Annotated in this window: 17 protein-coding genes; 13 read left to right on the top strand and 4 right to left on the bottom strand. The window is 63.9% G+C overall.

The window, feature by feature from the left end:
• Nucleotides 1-16 precede the first annotated feature (16 nt).
• From accD to CKO23_RS16035, 7 genes are all read left to right on the top strand, one after another.
• The gene (accD, locus tag CKO23_RS16065) at nt 17-910 is read left to right on the top strand and encodes an acetyl-CoA carboxylase, carboxyltransferase subunit beta (RefSeq protein ID WP_200332852.1); all 894 of its coding nucleotides are present in this window, start codon (nt 17-19) and stop codon (nt 908-910) included.
• A gap of 81 nt (nt 911-991) precedes the next feature.
• Nucleotides 992-2,263: a bifunctional tetrahydrofolate synthase/dihydrofolate synthase gene (folC, locus tag CKO23_RS16060; RefSeq protein WP_200332851.1), complete on the top strand. Its 1,272-nt coding sequence runs from the start codon at nt 992-994 to the stop codon at nt 2,261-2,263.
• A gap of 101 nt (nt 2,264-2,364) precedes the next feature.
• The gene (locus tag CKO23_RS16055) at nt 2,365-3,096 is read left to right on the top strand and encodes an SPOR domain-containing protein (protein WP_200332831.1); all 732 of its coding nucleotides are present in this window, start codon (nt 2,365-2,367) and stop codon (nt 3,094-3,096) included.
• 182 nt (nt 3,097-3,278) lie between these two features.
• On the top strand, nt 3,279-3,770 hold the full coding sequence (locus CKO23_RS16050) for a CvpA family protein (RefSeq protein ID WP_200332830.1): 492 nt from the start codon (nt 3,279-3,281) through the stop codon (nt 3,768-3,770).
• A 118-nt stretch (nt 3,771-3,888) separates the two neighbouring features.
• Nucleotides 3,889-5,403 carry an amidophosphoribosyltransferase gene (gene purF / locus CKO23_RS16045; RefSeq protein WP_200332829.1) on the top strand — a complete coding sequence of 505 codons (1,515 nt, stop codon included), beginning with the start codon at nt 3,889-3,891 and terminating at the stop codon, nt 5,401-5,403.
• A gap of 10 nt (nt 5,404-5,413) precedes the next feature.
• Nucleotides 5,414-6,610 carry an O-succinylhomoserine sulfhydrylase gene (locus tag CKO23_RS16040; RefSeq protein WP_242482489.1) on the top strand — a complete coding sequence of 399 codons (1,197 nt, stop codon included), beginning with the start codon at nt 5,414-5,416 and terminating at the stop codon, nt 6,608-6,610.
• Nucleotides 6,611-6,618: 8 nt separating this feature from the next.
• Entirely contained in the window at nt 6,619-7,662 is a 1,044-nt protein-coding gene (locus tag CKO23_RS16035; protein WP_200332827.1) for a phosphoglycerate mutase, read from the top strand.
• Nucleotides 7,663-7,817: 155 nt separating this feature from the next.
• Here CKO23_RS16035 and purB read toward each other — a convergent pair whose 3' ends face one another.
• The 4 genes from purB to mnmA form a co-directional block, all read right to left on the bottom strand.
• A complete protein-coding gene (gene purB / locus CKO23_RS16030; protein WP_200332826.1) occupies nt 7,818-9,191 on the bottom strand; it encodes an adenylosuccinate lyase in 1,374 nt (457 codons plus the stop codon).
• Nucleotides 9,192-9,418: 227 nt separating this feature from the next.
• Complete coding sequence (gene acnA / locus CKO23_RS16025; protein WP_200332825.1) at nt 9,419-12,082, bottom strand: aconitate hydratase AcnA; 2,664 nt, start codon at nt 12,080-12,082, stop codon at nt 9,419-9,421.
• A 176-nt stretch (nt 12,083-12,258) separates the two neighbouring features.
• On the bottom strand, nt 12,259-12,900 hold the full coding sequence (gene hflD / locus CKO23_RS16020) for a high frequency lysogenization protein HflD (RefSeq protein WP_346014619.1): 642 nt from the start codon (nt 12,898-12,900) through the stop codon (nt 12,259-12,261).
• Nucleotides 12,901-13,032: 132 nt separating this feature from the next.
• Nucleotides 13,033-14,163 carry a tRNA 2-thiouridine(34) synthase MnmA gene (gene mnmA / locus CKO23_RS16015; protein ID WP_200332824.1) on the bottom strand — a complete coding sequence of 377 codons (1,131 nt, stop codon included), beginning with the start codon at nt 14,161-14,163 and terminating at the stop codon, nt 13,033-13,035.
• Nucleotides 14,164-15,853: 1,690 nt separating this feature from the next.
• Here mnmA and CKO23_RS16010 point away from each other — a divergent pair.
• From CKO23_RS16010 to CKO23_RS15985, 6 genes are all read left to right on the top strand, one after another.
• The gene (locus CKO23_RS16010) at nt 15,854-16,918 is read left to right on the top strand and encodes a hydrogenase small subunit (protein WP_200332823.1); all 1,065 of its coding nucleotides are present in this window, start codon (nt 15,854-15,856) and stop codon (nt 16,916-16,918) included.
• 57 nt (nt 16,919-16,975) lie between these two features.
• Nucleotides 16,976-17,626: a nitrate reductase gene (locus tag CKO23_RS16005; RefSeq protein WP_200332822.1), complete on the top strand. Its 651-nt coding sequence runs from the start codon at nt 16,976-16,978 to the stop codon at nt 17,624-17,626.
• Nucleotides 17,623-19,026 (top strand): (Fe-S)-binding protein, encoded by a 1,404-nt coding sequence (locus CKO23_RS16000; protein WP_200332821.1) that lies wholly within the window; start codon nt 17,623-17,625, stop codon nt 19,024-19,026. Before CKO23_RS16005 ends, CKO23_RS16000 begins: the two co-directional genes overlap by 4 nt.
• Nucleotides 19,023-20,753: a nickel-dependent hydrogenase large subunit gene (locus CKO23_RS15995; protein ID WP_200332820.1), complete on the top strand. Its 1,731-nt coding sequence runs from the start codon at nt 19,023-19,025 to the stop codon at nt 20,751-20,753. Before CKO23_RS16000 ends, CKO23_RS15995 begins: the two co-directional genes overlap by 4 nt.
• A 208-nt stretch (nt 20,754-20,961) precedes the next feature.
• Nucleotides 20,962-21,252: a hypothetical protein gene (locus CKO23_RS15990; RefSeq protein ID WP_200332819.1), complete on the top strand. Its 291-nt coding sequence runs from the start codon at nt 20,962-20,964 to the stop codon at nt 21,250-21,252.
• A gap of 104 nt (nt 21,253-21,356) precedes the next feature.
• Nucleotides 21,357-22,001: a hypothetical protein gene (locus tag CKO23_RS15985; RefSeq protein ID WP_200332818.1), complete on the top strand. Its 645-nt coding sequence runs from the start codon at nt 21,357-21,359 to the stop codon at nt 21,999-22,001.
• Nucleotides 22,002-22,507: the final 506 nt, after the last annotated feature.

The raw sequence follows: 22,507 nt of genomic DNA, 5'->3' as shown, positions 1-22,507 counted from the left end.
CACAGTGAAACAGGCGATGGACAAGGGCAAGAGCTGGTTCGAGAAGCTGATTCCGAGCCGGATCCGCATCGAGGCCAGCACCAAGCGCGCGGTCCCGGAGGGCGTCTGGGCCAAGTGCCCCGGCTGTCATGCCATCCTCTACCGGGCCGAGCTCGAACGGAACCTGGAAGTCTGCCCCAAGTGCAGCCACCACAATCGCCTGAGCGGGCGCAAACGTCTGGAGGCCTTTCTCGACCCCGACTGCCGCGAAGAGATCGGCGAGGGGCTGGAGTCGCTTGATCCGCTCAAGTTCAAGGACCTCAAGAAGTACAAGGATCGCATCGCCCAGGCGCAGAAGCAGTCCTCCGAGAAGGAAGCCTTGGTCGTGATGCGCGGTCGCCTCAAGGACGCGCCCATCGTCGCCGCAGCCTTCGAGTTCGGTTTCATGGGCGGCTCCATGGGCTCTGTCGTAGGCGAGCGCTTCGTGCGTGGGGTGGATGCCGCCCTGGAGCAGGATTCGGCTTACGTGTGCTTCTCCGCCAGTGGTGGCGCGCGGATGCAGGAGAGTCTCTTCTCGCTGATGCAGATGGCCAAGACCAGCGCCGCGCTCGGCAAGATGCGCGAGCGCGCGCTGCCCTTCATCTCCGTGATGACCGACCCGACCATGGGCGGGGTTTCGGCCAGCCTGGCCATGCTGGGTGATATCAACATCGCCGAGCCCAATGCCCTGATCGGCTTCGCCGGTCCGCGCGTCATCGAGCAGACGGTGCGCGAGAAATTGCCGGAGGGTTTTCAGCGCAGCGAGTTCTTGCTGGAGAAAGGCGCGCTCGACATGATCATCGACCGCCGCGATCTGCGCGAGCGGATCGCCGATCTGCTGGCGATCCTCTCGGCTCGGCCGCGTTACTGCCGCACCGTCGTTCCGGTCTGATCCAGAGGTATGGCCGCGTCGGATCCGGGCATCCCCGCCACGCGGGGCGCGACCCTCCAGCCCGAGCAGACGCCCCTGCAGATGGCTCGTCCGGAGACGCTCCAGGACTGGCTGAGCTGGCAAGTCTCGCTCCATTCCAAAGGCATCGACCTGGGTCTCGAGCGCGTCGCCGCCGTGTGGCGGCGTCTCGGGCCAGAGGTGTTCCCATGTCCGGTCATTACGGTTGCGGGCACCAATGGCAAGGGATCCTGCGTTGCCATGATCGAGGCCATGGCCCTGGCCGCCGGCTATCGCTGCGCGAGCTACACCTCTCCGCATCTGGTGGATTACAACGAGCGTGTGAAACTGTCCGGCGAGCCGGTCTCTGACCGGCGTCTCTGCGAGGCCTTCGCCCGTGTCGAGGGCGCGCGCGAGGAGGTGTCCTTGACCTACTTCGAGTTCGGGACGCTCGCTGCCCTGGATCTCTTCGCGCGGGAGCGGCCCGATCTTGCCGTGCTCGAGGTCGGTCTCGGCGGGCGCCTGGACGCGGTCAACATCATCGACGCCGATGTGTCCCTGGTCACGACCATCGGGCATGACCATACGGCCTGGCTCGGTGAGAGTCTGGACGAGATCGCGCTGGAGAAGGCAGGTATCTTTCGGCCCGGGCGTCCGGCGGTCATCGGGCAGCGCGACGCGCCGGCCGCGCTGCGCGGCCAGGCAGAGCGCATGGGTGCCCGCCCGATTCAGCTCGGTCGAGAGATGGAGCGCGAGCCGGCGGAGTCCGGCTGGATCCTGGCGGGGAGTGATGGCAAGCGCTTGGCATTGCCCATCCCGGCGCTGCGGGGCGGCTTTCAGCTGGACAATGCGGCCGCCGCGATCACTGCGCTCCAATGTCTCCGTGATCGCCTGCCCGTCTCCTCGGCCGCCGTTCGCATGGGTCTCCAGCGAGCGCTGCTGCCTGGTCGGTTCCAAGTGATACCGGGCACCGTGACCTGGATCCTCGACGTCGCCCACAATGCGGAGGCCGCGCAATGCCTCGCGAGCAATTTGCAAGGATTTCAATGCGCGGGGGTCGTGCGCGCCGTTCTCGCCGTGCTTTCCGACAAGATGCCGGAGTCGATTGCAGAGCCGCTTCGGCCGTTCGTGCATGCCTGGTACCTGGCTCAGAGTGACGATGCGCGCGCCATGTCCGTCGAGGAGCTCAGTGGACGTCTCGGCGCCTCATTGGGGGTAGGTGCGATGCAGTCGTTCGTGGATGTCGAGTCCGCGCTGGACTCCGCTTTTGCCGCTTCTCAGGCGGGTGACTGCGTGTTGGTCGTCGGTTCCTTCACCACGGTTGGTCAGGCGCTGCGCCATTCGGCCGGTATCTGAAGCCATGAGTGACGGGGTATACTTGGCCGAGCCTCACTGTCTGGGGCGCGGTATCAACCTGCGGGCGACGATTGAACTGCTCGGCAATTGGGTGAAGATTTATGCAAGAAGGGGCCAAGAGGCGTTTGGTAGGCGCGGTTGTCATCGTCGCTCTGGCGGTGATCTTCGTGCCGATGCTGTTCGAGGACAATTCGCTTGCTCCGCCGGATGCTGAGACGCTGCTCCCAGATGAGCCCGGGTTCGATCAAGGATTCGAGGCGGACACCACCTCCCCGCTGTCCGAGCAGATTGCAGATGGTGCCGAGGTCGCGCGGCCCGTCGAAGGTGAGCCGCTTGGCCTCCCGATGCCGGAGTCCCCTCAGGACGCTGATCCAATGATCGGCGATGCTCAGCCAGGGCAGATCGGTCGCGTCGAGACGCCTGCGCGCGTGCAGACACCCTTCGAGCCCCTGCCGCCCGCCGAGCCCGTCGCCCCTGCGCGAGCCGTATCCCAGCGACCGGCTGCGCCGAAGAAGGAGACGGCCGCGACGCCAGCGCCACCGAAGAAGAGAGAGGTCGCCGCGGCGCCAGCACCGCCGCCCCCGAGGACCGATGGCGTGCCTTCGTGGGTCGTGCAAGTGGCCAGTCTGGGGTCGTCCAACTCCGCGAACGAGTTGGCCGGCAAGCTCAAGAGTGCGGGCTTCACCGCCTTCGTCGAGCGTGCCGAAGTCCGTGGGAAGCTGTTCTACCGCGTGCGCGTCGGGCCTGAAGTGAACCGCGATGCGGCCGAGCGCACGGCTGCGAAGCTGCGACAGAAGCAGAAACTGGATACCTTGATTCAACGCTATCCTTAGCTTCGATACGATTCTTGATGCAGCGATCTCTTTGATGAAGCTCTCTCCTTGATTCAGCGCGCTCCATCGCAGCGCGTCTCCGGCGCCTCATGCCGCCTTGGAGCGATGGCTCAAGATCGCACCGACGGCGTTGATCGAAATCCCTCTATCCACGCCCGCGCAGACACATTTGAGGAATCCAGATGAACTGGGTCGATTACAGCATCATCGCCATCATCCTGTTGTCCGCCTTGGTTGGACTTGCGCGTGGTCTCGTTCGGGAAGTGGTCTCGCTCGGCGTCTGGATCTTGGCGCTGGTCGTCGCGTGGCTCTTCCATCGGGATGTGGCCGACCTCTTGGTCTCTCAGTTCTCGCAACCTGAGGTGCGTGTCGCCGTGGCTTTCGTGGGGCTGGTCTTGTTGACGCTGCTGCTCGGCGCCGTGATGGCAGCACTCTTGACGGCCTTCGTCGACAAGGTCGGGTTGACGGGGGTCGACCGCCTGCTGGGCCTCTTCTTCGGCGGTGCCAGGGGTGTCGTCATCGTGGCGATGGGTGTCTTTCTGGTCGCACTCACGCCCTTGCCCTCGGAGCCTTGGTGGCAGCAGTCCGGTATGGTCGATGACTTCCAAGGTGTCGCTGGCTGGATGCTCAGCCTGGTTCCAGAGGACGTTCAGCTCAAGCTCAAGCAGATCTAACCCGCGGCACGCCTTGCCGTCTGTCTGAGCGGGTTGATGGAGCGGGTCTCTCTGAGTTAAGCTGCTTGGCTCCCTCATCTGTGTCTGACCGCCGATTGAGGCGCGGGAAAGGTCTCTCATGTGCGGTATCGTCGGAATCGTCGGGAAAACCCCGGTCAACCAAGCCCTTTACGACGCCCTGCTGGTCCTACAGCACCGTGGTCAGGACGCTGCGGGGATCGTGACCTGTCAAGGTGACAAGCTTCACCTGCGCAAAGACAACGGTCTGGCGCGGGATGTCTTCCAAGTGCGTCATATGATCCGGCTGCTCGGCACCATGGGCGTCGGTCACGTCCGCTATCCCACGGCGGGCGCCTCCAGCTCGGCTGAGGCACAGCCCTTCTACGTCAACTCGCCGTACGGCATCGTCCTCGCGCACAACGGCAATCTCACCAATGCCGAAGACCTCAAGCGCGATCTCCTAGTCGATGACCTGCGTCATCTGAACACCGGGTCGGACTCTGAAATCCTCCTGAACATCTTTGCCCACGAGCTGCAGATCCAGGGCAAGCTCAGGATCGACGAGCAGGATATCTTTCGCGCAGTCGCGGGCGTGCATCGCCGTTGTCGGGGCGGCTATGCGGCCGTCGCCATGATCCCGGGCTTCGGCGTCTTCGGCTTCCGCGATCCGCATGGCATCCGCCCGGTGGTCTACGGCCGCCGCGAGACGCCCGAGGGGACGGAGTACATGATCGCCTCCGAGAGCGTCGCGCTGGATACGCTCGGCTTCAAGCTCATTGCCGACATCGCGCCGGGGGAGGCCGTCCTCATCACCGTCGATGGCGAGCTGCATACCCGTCAATGCGCCGTTCAGCCGGTGCTCTCGCCCTGCCTCTTCGAGTTCGTCTACTTCGCACGCCCGGATTCGATCATCGACAACATCTCGGTGCACAAGTCGCGCTCGCGCATGGGCAAGAAGCTCGCGGCCAAGATCAAGCGCGAGTGGTCGAGCCACGACATCGACGTCGTCATCCCGGTGCCGGACACCAGCCGCACCGCTGCCCTGGAACTCGCCAATCAGCTCGGCATCAACTATGCCGAGGGGTTCATCAAGAACCGGTACATCGGACGCACCTTCATCATGCCGGGTCAGAAGGTGCGCAAGCGCTCGGTGCGGCAGAAGCTCAATGCGATCGACCTGGAGTTTCGCAAGAAGAACGTCCTCTTGGTCGACGACTCCATCGTGCGTGGGACGACCTCGCAGCAGATCATTCAGATGGCTCGCGACGCCGGCGCGCGCCGCGTCTACTTCGCCTCCGCGGCGCCACCGGTCCGCTATCCCAACGTCTATGGGATCGACATGCCGGCTGCCAGCGAGCTGATCGCGTCCGGGCGCTCCGAAGAGGAGGTTGGGCGCGAGCTCGGGACCGACGGTCTGATCTTCCAGAGCCTGGACGACCTGATCGAGGCGGTGCAGAAGAGGGGCAAGTCAGACGTCGACCGCTTCGATACCTCCGTCTTCGACGGCAAGTATGTCACGGGCGACGTCACGCCCGCGTATCTGCAAGCACTTGAGGCCCGTCGTAACGATGGCGCCAAGGAGAGCAGCTACGCCGCTGACGAGAGCGCCATCGATCTCTACAACTCGGAGTGATGTCATCGCCTTGAGTGAGTTATCGGATCTCGACCTGGACGCTGGCTTCGCGACCCGTGCGATCCGCACCGGTCATCGGCGCACGCCCGAGGGCGAGCACAGCGAGCCGGTCTTCGCGACCTCCAGCTTCGTCTTCCAGAGTGCCGCGGAGGCCGCGGCCCGCTTTGCGGGCGATCTCGAAGGCAACATCTACTCACGCTTCACCAACCCCACGGTGCGCGCCTTCGAGGAGCGGCTCGCGAGCCTTGAGGGCGGAGACTGCTGCGTCGCCACCGCCTCCGGCATGGCGGCCATCCTCGCGACCTGCATGGGCCTGCTCAAGGCGGGCGACCGTATTCTGTCCTCGCGCAGTCTCTTCGGCAGCACCACCATGCTGTTCAACAAGTACCTCGCGCGCTTCGGCATCGAAACCCACTATGTCCCGCTGAGCGATCTGGACGCCTGGGAGGCGGCCATCGATGCGCGCACGCGGCTGCTCTTCTGCGAGACGCCATCCAATCCCCTCACCGAGATGGTCGATCTGCGCCGTCTCGCCGAGATCGCGCATCGGCGCGGTTGTCTGTTGGTGGTGGACAACTGCTTCTGTACCCCGGCTTTGCAACGACCTCTCGAACTGGGCGCGGACATCGTCATCCACTCGGCGACCAAATACCTCGACGGCCAAGGGCGCTGCGTGGGCGGCGCCGTTGTCGGAGATCGCAAGCAGGTTGGAGAAGAGGTCTACGGCGTTCTGCGAACCGCCGGTCCGACCATGAGTCCATTCAACGCCTGGGTCTTTCTCAAGGGGCTCGAGACCCTTGAGCTGCGCATGCTCGCGCATTCCGGCGCCGCGGCTCAGCTGGCTGAGTGGCTGCTGACCCTGCCGGCGGTCGAGCGGGTCTTCTATCCGGGGCTGGCGGGTCACCCCCAGCATGCGCTGGTTGGCGATCAGCAGCGCACCGGCGGTGGCATCGTTGCCTTCCAGGTGCGGGGCGGACAGGACGCGGCCTGGCGCGTGGTCGATGCGACCCGCATGATCTCGATCACGGCCAACCTGGGTGACGCCAAGACCACCATCACGCACCCGGCGACCACGACGCACGGCCGCTTGACCCCCGAGGATCGCGCCAAGGCCGGGATCTCCGATGGGCTCTTGCGGGTTGCCGTCGGCTTGGAAGATGTCCAGGACATCCAGAAGGATCTTGCGCGGGGTCTGTCGGCGCTCTGATTTCCGCCATGTCTGATCCCACGCCCGACGTGACGCTCATCTGCCCTGGACTGCTCGGCCCGGTCCCGCTGATCCCCCGGCCGTTTCCCAAGACGCCGGTGCTCTCCCGCTGGCTCGCCCGCGGTCGTCCTGCGGCGGGCACGACGCTCGATCCCTATCTCGCCTGTCTGCGTGCCGGCGGTGTTGCGACGGATCCCGAGCGGGATGTGCCGACAGGCCCCCTGAGTCTGCTGGGCGAGGAGCCGGAGACGCTTGTCGATGGCTTCTGGATGCGTGCCGATCCTGTGCACCTGCGGCCGGACCGCGACCAGTTGCGGGTGTTCTCCGGGGAAGCCCTCCTGCCGACCCGGGAGGAGGCGGACGCGCTCATCGACGCCTTCAACGCGCACTTCGCGGGCGACGGGCTCCACCTGCTCGCGCCCGTTGCGGGTCGCTGGTACCTGCGCGTGCAGTCTGACCCCGAGCTTCGAACGACCCCGCTGCATCAGGTGCTCGGAGACACCATGGCGCCGCATCTGCCCGAGGGGCCTGGTGCGCGCGAATGGATGCGGCTCATGAACGAAGCGCAGATGCTCTTCCACGCAAGTCCGGTGAATCGGCGCCGTGAATCCCAGGGCCGGCCGATGATCAACGGCCTTTGGACCTGGGGCGGAGGGCTTTTGCCGACCCTTGCCCAGCAGCCCCCGGCGCTCATGATTGGTGATCACCCCTTGATCGCCGGACTGGCCCGGCTGGGTGGTGGCAGGCATCTCCAGGCCGACCTGTCCTGGGAGCGCGCCGTGTCGAGCGCGCAGCCCGCGCTCGTCTTCATCGACAGCCTCTGGTCCGCACTCATCGACCGCGATCTCGATGGCTGGCTGCGTGGGCTCGCGGAGCTGGAGGGGCGTGTCGCGGAGTTGGATGGCCGGCTGCGCCGCGGTGAAGTGGTTTGCGTCGAGCTCGTTCCCTGTCTCGGGACAACTTGGACCATCACGGCGAAGCGGCTGAGGTACCTCTGGCGGCGCGGCGGGCTGGTTCAGTCGCTTGTCGTCGGCGCGGGTGCGCAGGACTGAACCCCGTTCAGCCTTGGGTCTCCTGGAATGGAGTCTGCCGACGAGTCTCGGGTGTCAGGGGTTGGCCGACCAACCCTGCCATCAGGTGGGCAGGCTCAAGACATCAGCGGTGCGCGGCCACGGTGACGGCCCGCGCGCCTCGATGGTGATGAGTCTCAGACCTCGCGCGCTAAACGGGCGGCGTGTCCGATGTAGCTTGCCGGCGTCATCGCCTTCAGCTCGGCCTTGGCTTGCGCCGGGATGTCCAGCGTCTCGATGAAGATGGCGAGCCCTTGGGGATCGATGCGGCGCCCGCGCGTGAGCTCCTTCAGCTTCTCATAGGGCTTCTCCACCCCGTAACGGCGCATGACCGTCTGAATGGGCTCGGCGAGGACTTCCCAGTTGGCATCCAGATCCGCGGCCAAGCGGGCGGGGTCCGCCTCCAGCTTGCCGATGCCCTTGAGCAGCGACTGGAGCGCGATGAGTGCATGCGCGATACCGACACCGAGATTGCGCAGCACGGTGGAGTCGGTCAGGTCGCGCTGCCAGCGCGAGATCGGCAGCTTGCCGGCCAGGTGCTCGAGGATGGCGTTGGCGATGCCGAGGTTGCCCTCGGCATTCTCGAAGTCGATGGGGTTGACCTTGTGTGGCATGGTCGAAGAGCCGACCTCGCCCGCGACACTGCGCTGTTTGAAGTATCCGACCGAGATGTAGGCCCAGACGTCGCGACAGAAGTCGATCAGGATGGTGTTGAAGCGGACGATGGCGTCGAACAGCTCCGCCATGTAGTCGTGTGGCTCGATCTGAGTGGTGTAGGGGTTCCACGTCAGGCCGAGCGCGCCGACGAAGTCCTCGGCGAGCCGGGGCCAGTCGACATTGGGATAGGCCGACAGATGGGCGTTGTAGTTGCCGACGGCGCCGTTGATCTTGCCGAGGAGGGCGACCTCGGCGACGCGCGCGCGCTGGGTCCGCAGTCGCTGTACGACGTTGGCCATCTCCTTGCCCAGCGTGGTCGGCGAGGCGGGCTGGCCGTGTGTGCGCGACAGCATCGGCAACTCGGCGTTGCGGTGTGCCAGGTCACGGACGGCCGCGATGACCTCATCCATGAGCGGCAGCAGTACCGCGTCGCGACCGGCTCGAATCATGAGGCCATGGGAGAGGTTGTTGATGTCCTCGGAGGTGCAGGCGAAATGCAGGAATTCGCTCACCTTGCTCAGCTCCGCGTTCCCGGCGATGCGCTCCTTCAGGAAGTACTCGACGGCCTTGACGTCGTGATTGGTCGTGCGCTCGATGTCCTTGATGCGTTGGGCCTCGGCGAGGCTGAAGTCCGCGACGATGGCGTCCAGGAGTCGGCTGGCGTCGGCCGAGAACCCGGGCACCTCGGCAATGTCGGGGTGTTTCGCCAGGGCCTGCAGCCAGCGCACCTCCACCTCGACACGTCTGCGGATGAGGCCGTATTCGCTGAAGATGTCTCTGAGATCAGCGGTCTTGGCCCCATAGCGGCCGTCCACCGGTGAAACGGCGGTCAGGGTGGAAAGCTCCGTCGGCATGATTGGCTCCGGTGTGGACGTCGTTGCGTGACTCAGTCGTTGCGTGACTCAGTCGCTGCTCGATCGTGTCGTTTGGGTTAGGGGTCGACGGACGCCGTCGGACGCCGTCGAGATTGGCGATCACCGCGCATCATCGCGCAGTCCGCGGGGAAATGCTGGCGGCTGCCGAGTACGCCGAGTCTGTGCAGGCGCGCCGCGGGCAGACCCCGCCGCGCACCTTGCCCAGCCTAGGCGGCGAGCTTTCTCAGCACGTAGGACAGGATCCCGCCGTTGCGGTAGTAGTCGACCTCGTTCGGCGTATCGATCCTGACTTTGGCCGTGAAGCGCTTGACGGTGCCGTCGGTGGCGGTCGCCTTGACCTCGATCTGCTTGGCCTCGCCATTGTGCAGCCCAAGGATGTCGAAGGTCTCGGTGCCGGTCAGGCCGAGGGACTGCGCATTCTCGCCGTTGGTGAATTCCAGCGGAAGGATGCCCATGCCGACCAGGTTGGAGCGATGGATGCGCTCGTAGCTCTCGGCGATGACAGCGCGCACGCCCAGCAGACGCGGACCCTTGGCGGCCCAGTCGCGCGAGGAGCCGGAACCGTACTCCTTCCCGGCGATCACGATGACTGGCGTGCCCGCCGCCTGGTACCGCATGGCGGCGTCGTAGATGGACATCTGCTCGCCGCCCGGCTGATGCAGGGTCACGCCGCCCTCGGTGCCGGGCGCCATGAGATTGCGCAGCCGGATGTTGGCGAAGGTGCCGCGCATCATGACCTCGTGGTTGCCGCGCCGCGAGCCCAGGCTGTTGAAGTCCTTGGGATCCACGCCTTTCTCGATCAGATACTTTCCGGCTGGCGAGTTGGGCTTGATCGAGCCCGCCGGTGAGATGTGGTCGGTGGTGATGGAGTCGCCGAGCAATGCCAGGCAGCGACTGCCAGTGATGTCTTCCACCGGAGCGACATCCAGGCTCATGCCCTGGAAGTAGGGCGGATTGCGGATGTAGGTCGAGTCGGCCGGCCAGTCATAGGTCTGGCTCTCGGCGGCTTCCAGTGATTGCCAGCGGGCATCGCCGGAGAACACGTCCGCATAGGCGCTGGTGAACTCCGCGGGCGTCACGTTCTCGGTGATGGCCTGGTTCACCTCGGCCTGGCTCGGCCAGATGTCCTTCAGATAGACCGGATTGCCCGCGGCGTCGGTGGTCAGCGGATCCTTGTAGGGATCGATGTCGATGCGCCCGGCGATGGCGTAGGCGACGACCAGCGGCGGGCTCGCCAGGTAGTTCATGCGCACCTCGGCGTGCACACGGCCCTCGAAGTTGCGGTTGCCCGAGAGGATGGACACGGCGCAGAGGTCGTTTTCGGCGATCGCCTTGGAGACCGGCTCGGGGAGTGGACCCGTGTTGCCGATACAGACGGTGCAGCCGTAGCCGACGTTGTGGAAGCCGAGCGCCTTCAGCGGCTCGGTCAGGCCGGCGCGATCCAGATAGCGGGTGACGGCCATGGAGCCCGGCCCGAATGCCGTCTTGACCCAGGGCGCTGTCTTGAGCCCGCGCGCGGCGGCCTTCTTGGCCACCAGGCCGGCGGCGAGCATGACGCTCGGGTTCGAGGTGTTGGTGCAGGAGGTGATGGCCGCGACCACGATGGAGCCGTCGGAGATCGCGACCTCCTGGCCGTCGAGGATCGCCTTGGCGGCGCCCTTGTCTGGGATGTTGCGCTCTTTCTTGAGTGCGGCCAGGGCGGCCGGGAAGTGGCTGGCCATGTCGGTCAGCGGCACGCGGTCCTGCGGACGCTTGGGGCCGGCGAGGGACGGGACGACGTCGCCCAGGTCCAGCTCCAGCTGTTCGGAGTAGTCGGCCTCGGCCGCATCCGCGGTGTGCCAAACGCCCTGCGCCTTGCAGTAGGCCTCGACCAGCGCGACCTGGGCCTCGTCGCGTCCGGTCAGGCGCAGGTAGTCCAGCGTGATCTGGTCGATGGGGAAGAGGCCGCAGGTTGCACCGTACTCGGGGCCCATGTTGGCGATGGTCGAGCGGTCGCCCATCGGCAGGGTGCTGATCGCCGGGCCGTAGAACTCGACGAACTTACCGACCACGCCGTGCTTGCGCAGGCGATCGACGATGGTCAGGACCAGGTCGGTCGCGGTCACGCCTTCTTTGAGGGTGCCGGTCAGCTTGTAGCCGACGACCTTGGGCACGAGCATGGAGACCGGCTGACCGAGCATGGAGGCTTCGGCCTCAATGCCCCCCACGCCCCAGCCCAGCACGCCGATGCCGTTGACCATGGTGGTGTGCGAGTCGGTGCCCACGCAGGTGTCGAAGTAGGCCTGGGTCACGCCGTCGAGCGGCTTGGGGAAGATGACGCGCGAGAGATACTCGACGTTGACCTGGTGGACGATGCCGGTATCGGGCGGGACCACCTTGAAGCCGTCGAGCGCGTTCTGGCCCCACTTGAGGAACTTGTAGCGCTCCTGGTTGCGGCCGAACTCGAGCTCGGCATTGAGCGCGAAGGCGCTGTCGGAGCCGAAGTGATCGACCTGGACCGAGTGGTCGATCACCAGCTCGGCGGGTTGTAGCGGGTTGATCTTGCGCGGATCGCCGCCGAGTGCCTGCATGGCGTCTCGCATGGCGGCCAGATCCACGACTGCGGGCACGCCGGTGAAGTCCTGCATGAGGACGCGGGCAGGGCGGTATTGGATCTCTTTCGAGGGTTCGGCCTGTGCGTCCCAGTTGCTGAAGTACTGGATATCTTCGCGCGTGACCGTCACGCCGTCTTCGTTCCGGAGCAGGTTCTCGAGCAGGATCTTGAGCGAGTAGGGCAGGCGGGCGCTGCCGGGGACGGCGTCGAGCTTGAAGATCTCGTAATCTTGACCTGCGACGTGCAGCCTGGTCTTGGCATTGAAGCTATTCGGCATGTAAGGCTCCGGGGCGTGTCTGCGTGATTCGTGACAGCCCGAAATTCTAGCGTTTGGGTCGGCTTTACGCCATATGTTGCAGTGCAATAGGCGCGCTGGAGACGACCGGAGATGCCTGGCCGCCAGCGGCGGAGTCGGGCATGCGGATGAGGGATCGAGGATTCACCCGCGCGGCGTCACATCGCGTGGGCATCGATGTAGTGCCGGGCGTCTTCGAGCATCTGGCGGTTCCTGAAGAGCAGCTGGAACCGGCTGCCACCGACTTGCCGCCAGAGCATGGCGGCGCGGACCGCGGCGAGTAGCAGGGCGCGGACACGGCTCTGGTTGTCCGGGTTGCGCAGATGCAGGGGATCACCCTGAATGATGATGCGCGGGGACAGATGGCTGAGCGTGCTGCTGTAGAGCTCGGCGAAGTGGGCGATGAGGTTGGGATGCAGGAGTGCGAAATGCTCCCGCTTGTCCGCCGCCTGCTCGATGCCTCGGCCGATCTGGCCGAGCATGTCGGGACGCTTCGCGAGACTGCGCTCGAGCCGGATGACCTGGACGACATAGCGGGTGAGCTCCAGATTCCGCTCGGGTTGCCCCATCATCTGGGCGACGATCTGTCGTGCCCCGTTCATGACCGCCCCTGGCTCGCCGAAGACGGCCTCGACCGTGTCCGAGTCGACCTGGAACAGGCTGTACATGCAGGGCTCCATGACCTCGGCATCCGCGCTCCCGTGGTGCGCGATGCGGGTCACGCTGTTGACCGCCTGATAGAGCCCGGCGAGGGCGATGAGGCGATCCCGATTGTCATGTGCCATCTTGTCATGTGCCATAAGGCGCGAGTCTCCGGCAGGCGAAACAGCAGCCGCCACCATGCGCGGCAGCCTTCGGTGGTCGGTCATTTCAACCCGAAGCCCCGTCCGACGCAATCGCTGGCGGCGCCTCTGCGTGCGTGGGGGTGCCAATCAGTCGAATGATCCAGGCTCGGACCAGCCACGCTCGATCACCGCGCCGCCAAGGCACTGGGTGTCGCGATAAAAGACGATCGATTGCCCTGGCGTAACCGCCCGCTGCGGCGCGAGGAAGCGCACCCTGCATTGGCCGTTGTCGACGGACAGAACCTCGCAGTCTTGCAGCGGCTGGCGGTGCCGCAGGCGGCACAGACAGGCGAAGGGGAGCGGTGCTGGGGGCTGGCCGCTAATCCAATGGGATCTTAGTGCGTTCAGTCCCGTCGACATCAGGAGCGGGTGATGGGTCTCCTGCACCACGACCAGGCGGTTGCCGGCGGCATCCTTGGCGGCGACATACCAAGGCGCCTCGCGCCCTGCCGTCACGCCGCCCACGCCCAGACCCTGCCGCTGGCCGATGGTGTAGTAGGCCAATCCCTGATGCTCGCCGAGCCGGATGCCGTCGGGGGTCTCGATGGGGCCAGGCTCGCGCGGCAGGTAGCGGGCGAGGAAGTCCCGGAAGCGTCGCTCGCCGATGAAGCAGATCCCCGTACTGTCTTTCTTCTCCGCGTTCTTCAGGCCGAGCCGTCGGGCGATGGCGCGCACCTGGGGCTTAGCGATCGCGTGCAGCGGAAATCGGGCGTCGGCGAGCTGGGCTTGGCTCAGGAGGTGCAGGAAGTAGGTCTGATCCTTGGCCTCATCGGCACAGCGATGCAGCTCATAGCCGTCGGCGTCTTGGGTGCGTCGGGCATAGTGCCCTGTCGCGATGGCGCCAGCGCCGAGAGCCTGAGCATGCTCCAGGAAGGCGGCGAACTTGATCTCCTTGTTGCACAGCACATCCGGGTTGGGTGTTCGCAGCGCCGCGTACTCGCTCAGGAAATCGGCGAAGACGCGATCCCAGTACTCGGTCGCGAAGTTCACCGTGTGGAGCGGGATCTTCAAACGCTCAGCGACGTCTCTGGCATCCGCCAGGTCTTCGGCGGCTGCACAGTAGCCGGCCTCGTCGTCTTCCTCCCAATTTTTCATGAAGAGGGCTTCGACGGCATGGCCCTGCTCAAGCAACAGGTGTGCCGCTACAGCGGAGTCGACACCGCCGGAGAGTCCGACGAAGACGGGTTTTGGGGGCTGAGTTGCACTTCGTTCGATCATGTCGACGGCCTGGGCGGAGTCGGCTTCAACTCCGGGTGATGATGCCGTTACCAGCATTGATGATGGACGGCTGAGGTTTTCGCCGTGTGTAAGTCGGCAAGGAGGCTCGATCCTCGATGCGGGCTCGCCTTGTCAAGCAGTTTGGGTCGATCTGGGTGTCGGGAGAGGGTCTCCCGGTCGGCAATCATCCCCGTCAGGGGCCGCAAAATTGCCGCCTGGCGGTATTTTGAGCCCTTTGAGAGCAAAGATGTGAAGTATCTCAAGGATCGCAAAAAAAAGAGAAATGACTATTGACAGTAATATCAGAATACTCTAATAAGTTAATGTGATTTCGACAGAGGTCTCGTCGTCTGGAGTCGCGCGTGAGCACGTTGTGTCTTCGTCGACTTCCAGTTGTATCAACAGGAAGTATGGGAGTAGGTCATCATGAGATATGCAGCAATTCTTAGGGAACTGACTGTCAGCGAAATCGTCTCCATCGCACTGGTCGTCGTCGTTCCGGCGATGATGCTCTACGCGTTGGTGTTCTGATCACGCGCGAATCCACGCATCAGGCCACGGCATCGCTTCAGACTCGAGGCGACCCATCTGCAAGCTGCCGTGGCGTCCCTTTGCCCCGCCCAGACCCCCTGCCTTCCCTCTTGCGCTAATCCTTCCGCGCCACAAGCGCGCGAACCCGTTCTGCGTCCTTCATGGCCTTGGCGCCTGTGGTGCACACCTGTCCCATCGCATGGGGCTGTGCCGGCGGCTGTTTCCATGACACCGGGCGGAGTGCGATCCGCTCTGCACGCTTTCCTGGTTCTCCTCCAGATCATGGCGGCACAGCTGCAGGCGCGCGCCCCAGCCTGAGTTTTATCTGGCCCTTTTGCAGGCGATCGCATGCCTCGCGGTCGGCCTGCTTCAGCCTGGCTCCCTTCGGCACGCAAGCTGCCAAGCCGCTCGATGCCTGCTCTCACTCCGGAGTGAAGGGGAGTGTTGCGCTTCTCGATCGGCGTTCCCGATTGATGGCGTTTCAATACGAGTCCAATGCGCCGTCACCACCTGCATGATTCGGCGGGCGGCATCATTTCAATTCAGACTAAAGTCGTGATCCGATGTTCCAATGTGCACCGATGTCCGGTCGCTATTGCCGTCGGGTGGATGGTTGCTTGCCTTCGTTTCTATAGGGGCACGGTTTGCTTGCCTGCCTTGATGTGTCTTGTGTTATCCATGCCGATGAAGCCTGGGAATAACAGCGCTCGATTGCTCGCCGGGTCTTCGAGCACGAAGAAGCTGTTAAAAAGTTAAATTCGAAATTAACTGAATAAATAAATAAGTATTTCCTTATAATATGTTTTAATCAAATGGTTTTATATGTATTTCAAGGGTTTTTGCGTTTTTTTCTTGAGTGTGTAAATGGGCTGGTTAGGTGCGAAGTTCGTGCTACGCTTGATCTGCGTCAAGTGACTTTCCCGTGTTCACATGCTTATATTTCGTGTGAAAGCGGTAGCGTCGAATTCGAGTGAGGCGGCGCTTCATTCATGTAATGTGCTATATAAGTATTTTGTGGAGTTCAGGGCTTGCTAATTTCAGGAGCTCACTCTTGATTCGATAATCGATGACGCCGTGATTCAGTCAAGCTGTGCTTGAAATGATAAGAACCGATACATCTGGATCCGGCCAACCAACACGAGCGACGAAGGAGGATTCGATGGCCACAGCAGCAACCCTGGGCGAGCTTTTGCGTAGCCAGGGCATCAGTCGGCGCGCCTTTCTGAAGTTCTGTTCGGCGACCGCATCCATGATGGCGATCCCGGCCGGCATGGTCCCAGCCATGGCCGAGGCGCTGGAGAAGGCCCAGCGACAATCCGTGATCTGGATGTCCTTTCAAGAGTGCACCGGGTGTACGGAAGCACTCTTGCGTTCCAACGCACCCTCGATCGAATCCCTGATCTTCGATTTTATCTCGCTCGACTACCATCACACGCTTCAGGCGGCATCCGGCCGCGCGGCGGAAGCCGCCCGCGAGGAGGCGATGCATGCGCATGCCGGTGACTATCTGCTCCTGGTCGATGGCTCGATCCCGATGGTCAAGGCGTACTCGACCATCGCTGGGATCAGCAACCTGGACATGTTGCTGGAAACGGCGGCCGGCGCCTCCGCCATCATCGCCGTCGGCACCTGCGCGGCCTACGGCGGGCTGCCCAAGGCAGCGCCCAATCCGACCCAGGCCGTCTCAGTCGAAGAACTCATCACCGACAAGCCCATCATCAACATCCCCGGTTGTCCGCCGCTGCCGCTGGCCATCACGGGTGTGATCGCGCACTACCTCACCATGGGCACATTGCCGCAGGTGGATCATATCGGACGCCCCCTGTCCTTCTTCGGCGAGAACATCCACGACCGCTGCTATCGCCGTCCCTTCTACGACCGCGGCCTCTTTGCCGAGACCTTCGATGACGAGGGCGCGCGCAAGGGCTGGTGTCTCTACAAACTGGGTTGCAAGGCCCCGGAGACCTACAACGCCTGTGCGCACGTCAAGTGGAACGATGGAGTGAGTTTCCCGATCCAGTCCGGTCACGGCTGTATCGGCTGCTCGGAGCCGAATTTCTGGGACAAGGGCGGTATCTATGACTCAGTCCCCATGGGTCAATTCGGATCCGGCCCGAAGATCGGCGCGGCCGCGACCGTCGGTGTCGTTGTCGGCGCGGGGGCGGCGGCGTTGGCGCGCGGCAAGAAACACAAGACAGAGGCGGATCTGCATTCTGGCGACTGACCTGCCGGAGTGATCAAACCGTCCACGCAGCTAGACGATATTGGAGGATAGGATCGAATGACGCTCTTAGACTTTGCGCGAGGGCCAGCGATTCACTGGTCGCTCATCATTCTCATCGCGGGCACCATCTGGCGCCTGCTCGGCGTGCTCGTCCTGACACGGGGCGCCGATCTGTCTCGTCCGCGGGATGCATTCGGCAATTTCAAGGGCTACCGCACTGTGTTCAGTCGGGCCTGGCCGAGCGGCGAGTTCACCACGGCCACGCGCTATCAGACGGCGATGGCCTACGTCTTTCACATCGCGACGCTGATCGTCGTGATCGGCATCGTGCCGCACATCGAGTTCATCACGGGATTGACGGGGCTCTCTTGGCCGGGGCTGCCGAATGCCGCAGGCGTGGCGGTGGGCGTCATCGCGCTGGTTTCACTGCTGGCCCTGATCATGCGGAGGGTGTCCAAACCCGCGATCTATTGCTCGACCTGGGGTGACTACTTCGCCTGGGTCGTGATTGCGGCGCCACTGGTCACGGGGCTGATGGCCTTTGCCCACCTGGGGCCGCGCTACGAGACCATGCTGGCGATCCACATCCTCAGCGTCGCCTTGCTGTTCGCCTGGTTCCCGTTCGGCAAGCTGATGCATGCCTTCTGGTTCGTTTTCTCGCGCGCCCAGAGTGGCGTTGCCTACGCGCATAAAGGGGTTCGGATATGAGCACCGTCACCGCAAAAGCACCCGTCTTTCCGTCGTTCGAGCAGGTCTGTCAGGGCTTTGCCGGTCAGATCACTCAGCTGCGTGAGATGGCGCCCAAGCCAACCCTGAGCGATAGCGTTCGGGTTCGGCGGGCCATCGATACCCTGATCGCGGAGACCAATGCCGACGAGGCGGTGTGGCTGGAGAGCTGCATCCGTTGCGGCCAATGCACCAACGCCTGCCATTATTTTCAGGCGACCGGCGACTCCAAGTACGCGCCGATGCGCAAGATGAATCTCTATCGCAAGGTGTATCAACGCGAGATTGGCCCCTTCCGCTGGTGGTACAAGCTGGTCACCAGCGAGGTCAAGCTCAAGGATCTCGAAGATCTGCAAGAGCTGGTCTACGACTCCTGCTCGGAGTGCGGCCGCTGCGCCATGGTCTGTCCGATGGGGATCGACACGGCTTCGCTGGTCCATCACCAGCGCAGTGCTCTGGTCGCGGCCGAACTGGTTCCGCCTGAGCTGGACGCGCTGCGGATGGAGCAGAAGCATTACGGGACGGTGTTCGGCGCATCGGCCGATGTCTTGCGCAAGATGATCGATACCATCCGCGAGAAGAGCGGGGTCGACATCCCCTTGGACAGGCCGCAGGCCGAGATCATGGTCCTGAGTTCCGCGGTCGATCTCATGGGGAATGGCAACGGACTTCTGGCCACGGCTAGGGTCATGAACCATCTCGGCGTGGACTGGACGATCTGCAGCGACGGCTTCGAGAGCGCGAACTTCGGGCTGCTCTCCGGCGACATGTCTCTCTGGAAGAAACAGGTCGATCCCATCGTCGCCGCCGCGCAGCGCATCGGCGCCAAGACGCTGGTCATCGCCGAATGCGGTCACGCCTATCCGGCGCTGCGCTGGAATCCGATGCTCAAGAGCGGCGCGCTGCCCTTCGAGATGATGTACATGTCCGAGTTCATGGGGCGGCACGCCAAGGCCGGCCGGCTGCGGCTGAGTCCGCTCAAGGGCAAGGTCACCTTCCACGATCCCTGCAAGACCGGCCGACGCGGCGGTGCCTTCGATGAGCCGCGCGCGGTCTTGAAGGCGATGGGTACGGACTTGGTCGAGATGCCCGCCAACAAGGAGTTCAACTGGTGCTGCGGCGGCGGAGCGGGGATCTTCCTGCTCGAGCGCGCGACCCATCTGCGCGACGAGTCCTTCAAGATCAAGATGCAGCAGGTGAACATGAGCGGAGCCGACACCGTGGTGGTGAGCTGCGCGAGCTGCCGCCTGAACTTCGAGGCGGGACGGCAAAAGAACCATTGGGACAAACGGGTGGAGAGTCTGGTCGAGCTGGTCGCCGACCATCTGATTGACGAGAAGAAGGTCGGGTCCGTTACCCCGATTCAAGGAGCCGCTGCATGAGCACCAGAGTCGTTGTCGATCCCATCACCCGCATCGAGGGGCATCTGCGGATTGAGGCGCAGATGGATGGGGGCGTGATTCAGCAAGCCTATTCGTCCGGGACCATGGTGCGCGGCATCGAGACCATCGTGAAGGGCCGGGACCCGCGCGATGCCTGGGCCTTCGTCCAGCGCATCTGCGGCGTCTGCACCCTGGTGCACGGCATGGCGGGTGTCCGCGCGGTGGAGGATGCACTCGACTATCCGATTCCACCCAATGCCGAGCTCATTCGCAATCTCATGGTGGGTGCTCAGTACGTGCACGATCACGTCATGCACTTCTATCACCTGCATGCGCTCGACTGGGTGGATCTGGTCTCGGCGCTGAGCGCGGACCCCAAGGCGACCTCGACGCTGGCGCAGTCCATCAGCCGCTATCCGAAGTCGTCGCCGGGTTATTTCTCCGATGTTCAGAAGAAGCTCAAGGGCTTCGTCGAGGCCGGACAGCTCGGCATCTTTGCCAACGGTTACTGGGGGCATCCGGCCTACAAACTGCCGCCCGAGGCCAATCTCATGGCGGTGGCGCACTACCTGGATGCGCTGAGCTGGCAAAGAGACGTCGCCCGGCTTCACGCCATCTTTGGCGGCAAGAACCCGCACCCGAATCTGGTCGTGGGCGGCATGCCCTGCGCCATCAGCATCGACTCCGGCGGCCAGGCTGGTACCGCGGTTGACGTCGCCGGTCTGGAATTGGTGCGCAACATCATTGGCCAGATGCACGCGTTCGTCGAGCAGGTCTATGTCCCCGATACGTTGGCGATCGCCGGCTTCTACAAGGACTGGTTCACGCAGGGGGAGGGCGTCGGCAACTTCATGTGTTATGGCGACTTCCCGGCCAAGGGCTTCGGCGACCGCAGCTCCTACCTGGTGCCCGGCGGCGTCATTCTGAACCGCGATCTGTCGCAGGTCCATGAGGTGGATCTGCACGCCGAGGACGAGGTGCAGGAATTCGTCGCGCATGCCTGGTACGACTATTCGGCCGGCAAGGGCGAGGGGCTGCATCCCTACCTCGGCGAGACCGAGTTCGCCTACACGGGGCCAGAGCCGCCATACGAGCAACTCGATGTCGACAAGCAGTACTCCTGGCTCAAGTCGCCGCGTTGGCGTGGAAAACCCGTGGAGGTCGGTCCGCTCGCGCGCGCACTGATGCTCTACGCCACGGGCGATGCCCGTATGAAGGAGTTGGTGGACGGCTCGCTGCAGCAGCTTGAGCTGCCGTTCGACGCCCTCTACTCGACGATGGGTCGGACGATGGCCCGAACGCTCGAAACTCAGTACATGGTCGAGGCCATGGACGGCTGGTTCGATCAGCTCATGGCCAACATTCGCGCGGGTGATCTGCGGACCTTCAACGAGGCACTCTGGGATCCGACGACCTGGCCCAAGTCCGCGAAGGGCGTGGGACACATGGAGGCGCCGCGCGGCGCACTGGGCCACTGGATCGTGATCGAAGACGGCAAGACGGCCAACTATCAGGCGGTCGTGCCCAGTACCTGGAACGCCGGGCCGCGCGACACCCAGGGCCAGACCGGCCCCTATGAAGCGGCACTCCAGGGACACAGCCTCATGGATCCCGAGCAACCCATCGAGATCCTCCGCACCGTGCACAGCTTCGATCCTTGCATCGCCTGTGCCGTGCATCTGATCGACCCAGAGGGCGAGGAGGTGCTCAGCATCCAAGTGCGCTAAGTCGACCTGAATGCTGGACAGCCGTCACCCTGATCGTCACGCCCCTTCTGTGCGCAGTGAGCGGGCGTCGATGAAACGAGGTGACCCTCGCCATCTCGGCATGGCAGGGGTCGATGGATGTCGCTCGCGGGTTCCGTCCAGCGGTTTCGAGCAACGCAGACACGAGCCAATCTTTCGGCACGAGCCAATCTTTCGGAGGAAAAGGACCATGATGAGCTACGAGCAATTGGCGGAGCACCATATCCGGGAGCACGATCTGAAGGAGAAGAAATGCAAGGAGTTGCACGCGCAGTGCATGGATCAGTCCGAGGGACTTTTGGGTGCGGCGGACGCGCAGGACGGTGCCTGGCGTCAGGACACGGTGAACAAGGCGGGGCCCATGGGCGTGATCGACGCCGTTGCGCAGGATCTGGAGTCCTTCGTCGAGCTCTTTGAGCGCGCCCCGCGCTGCGACCTGCCAGCGACGCCCCTGCGCCGCCGGAATGTCCATATTTCCTGAGTGAGTTGAACGTGCCGGCCCCCGGTCTGGGGCCGGCTCAGGCTGAGAAGCGTGCAAGGTTCCTATTGAGGCAATACGAGTGAGGCAACAGGAGGGACTCCGCCATGGGCATGTTCGGTCTCGGAAATCAGGCGCCTGCGGGCAGGCCGCACCTCCCGAACCCACGTGCGTTCGAGGATGGTGAGCTTCATCTATCGGTCGCCGAGGAGGCGCATGATCTATTGACGCGGGCGCGCGCCTATCGGGAGTCGGGTCAGGTGGCGCGGGCGCAGCAGCACGCGAGGGCGGCGTTGCAGGTGGTGCGCCGGGGGTTGCGGCAGCATCCGAAGTCCGCCTTTCTGGGCCGCTTCCTCTGTGGCATCTATTGCGAGCTACGCGATTTCGGCGCGGCTGAGAATTGTCTGGAGCATCTGGTCGAGAAGCTCGCGCAGGAGCCGGAGGCAGACCTGACGGAGCCGTACACGCGGCTGGGTATCATCAAGTGGTATCACCGCAAGGATGTGATGGCGGCGATCCAGTACTTGCATTGCGCGCTCGACGCCGTGCGGCCCGATACCGAGCCGGGTCTGGCCTCTGAGCCGCACCTCCATCTGGCGCGGATCTATCTCGAGATCAATGTCCCGGAGCGCGCGCGCGAGCATGCGGAGAAGCGTCTCCAGGCCGTGCGCGGTTGTCAGCAGGCCAACATTCTCTATGAGCTGGTGAATGCCGAAGGCACGTTCGAGCTGGGTGCTGGCGCAGTGCTCTGAGGTCGGGAGGCTCCAAAGACGCGAGACAGGTCATCGCCAGCGAGGATTGATGGAGGCTGGCACCTCACCGGGGGCTGGTGGCGATCATGCTTGTTCGCACTCCTTGGTGGTTTGCGGCCATTTCTCCCGAGACTGATCTGCCGCCTTGGTCATCGGTTGGTTGCGCCAGGCAAAGCCTGGAAGGAGAGGAAGATAGCGGACGGATAAGCGAATCGGAAACTCCTTGTTGCGGCCCACCGGGTGAAAGTCCCGAGCCGGTAAGGATTGGCCATCCACCGGAACCGAGTGTGGCGTGGTTCGGGAGTGATCCCGGCTGCGAAGCGAACACAGGGGGCGTGTAGGCTGTGTGATAGAGCCCCGAAACTGATGCCAGCGGAGCCGACGCATTCCAATCACCGGAAGGCAACAGTCTCGGCATTGTACTGGCCTGATGCCGAGACTCCGCCGGGGTCTGAGAGCAGGGCATGCACGCACGGGTCGCCCAGGAACCTGGGAGGGCTCAGTCG

Origin of the sequence: Thiocystis violacea, from assembly GCF_016583565.1 — a bacterium.
Taxonomy (GTDB): domain Bacteria; phylum Pseudomonadota; class Gammaproteobacteria; order Chromatiales; family Chromatiaceae; genus Thiorhodococcus; species Thiorhodococcus violaceus_A.
The sequence above is the reverse complement of the archived record's forward strand: the minus strand, read 5'-3'. Positions and strand labels throughout refer to the sequence as shown.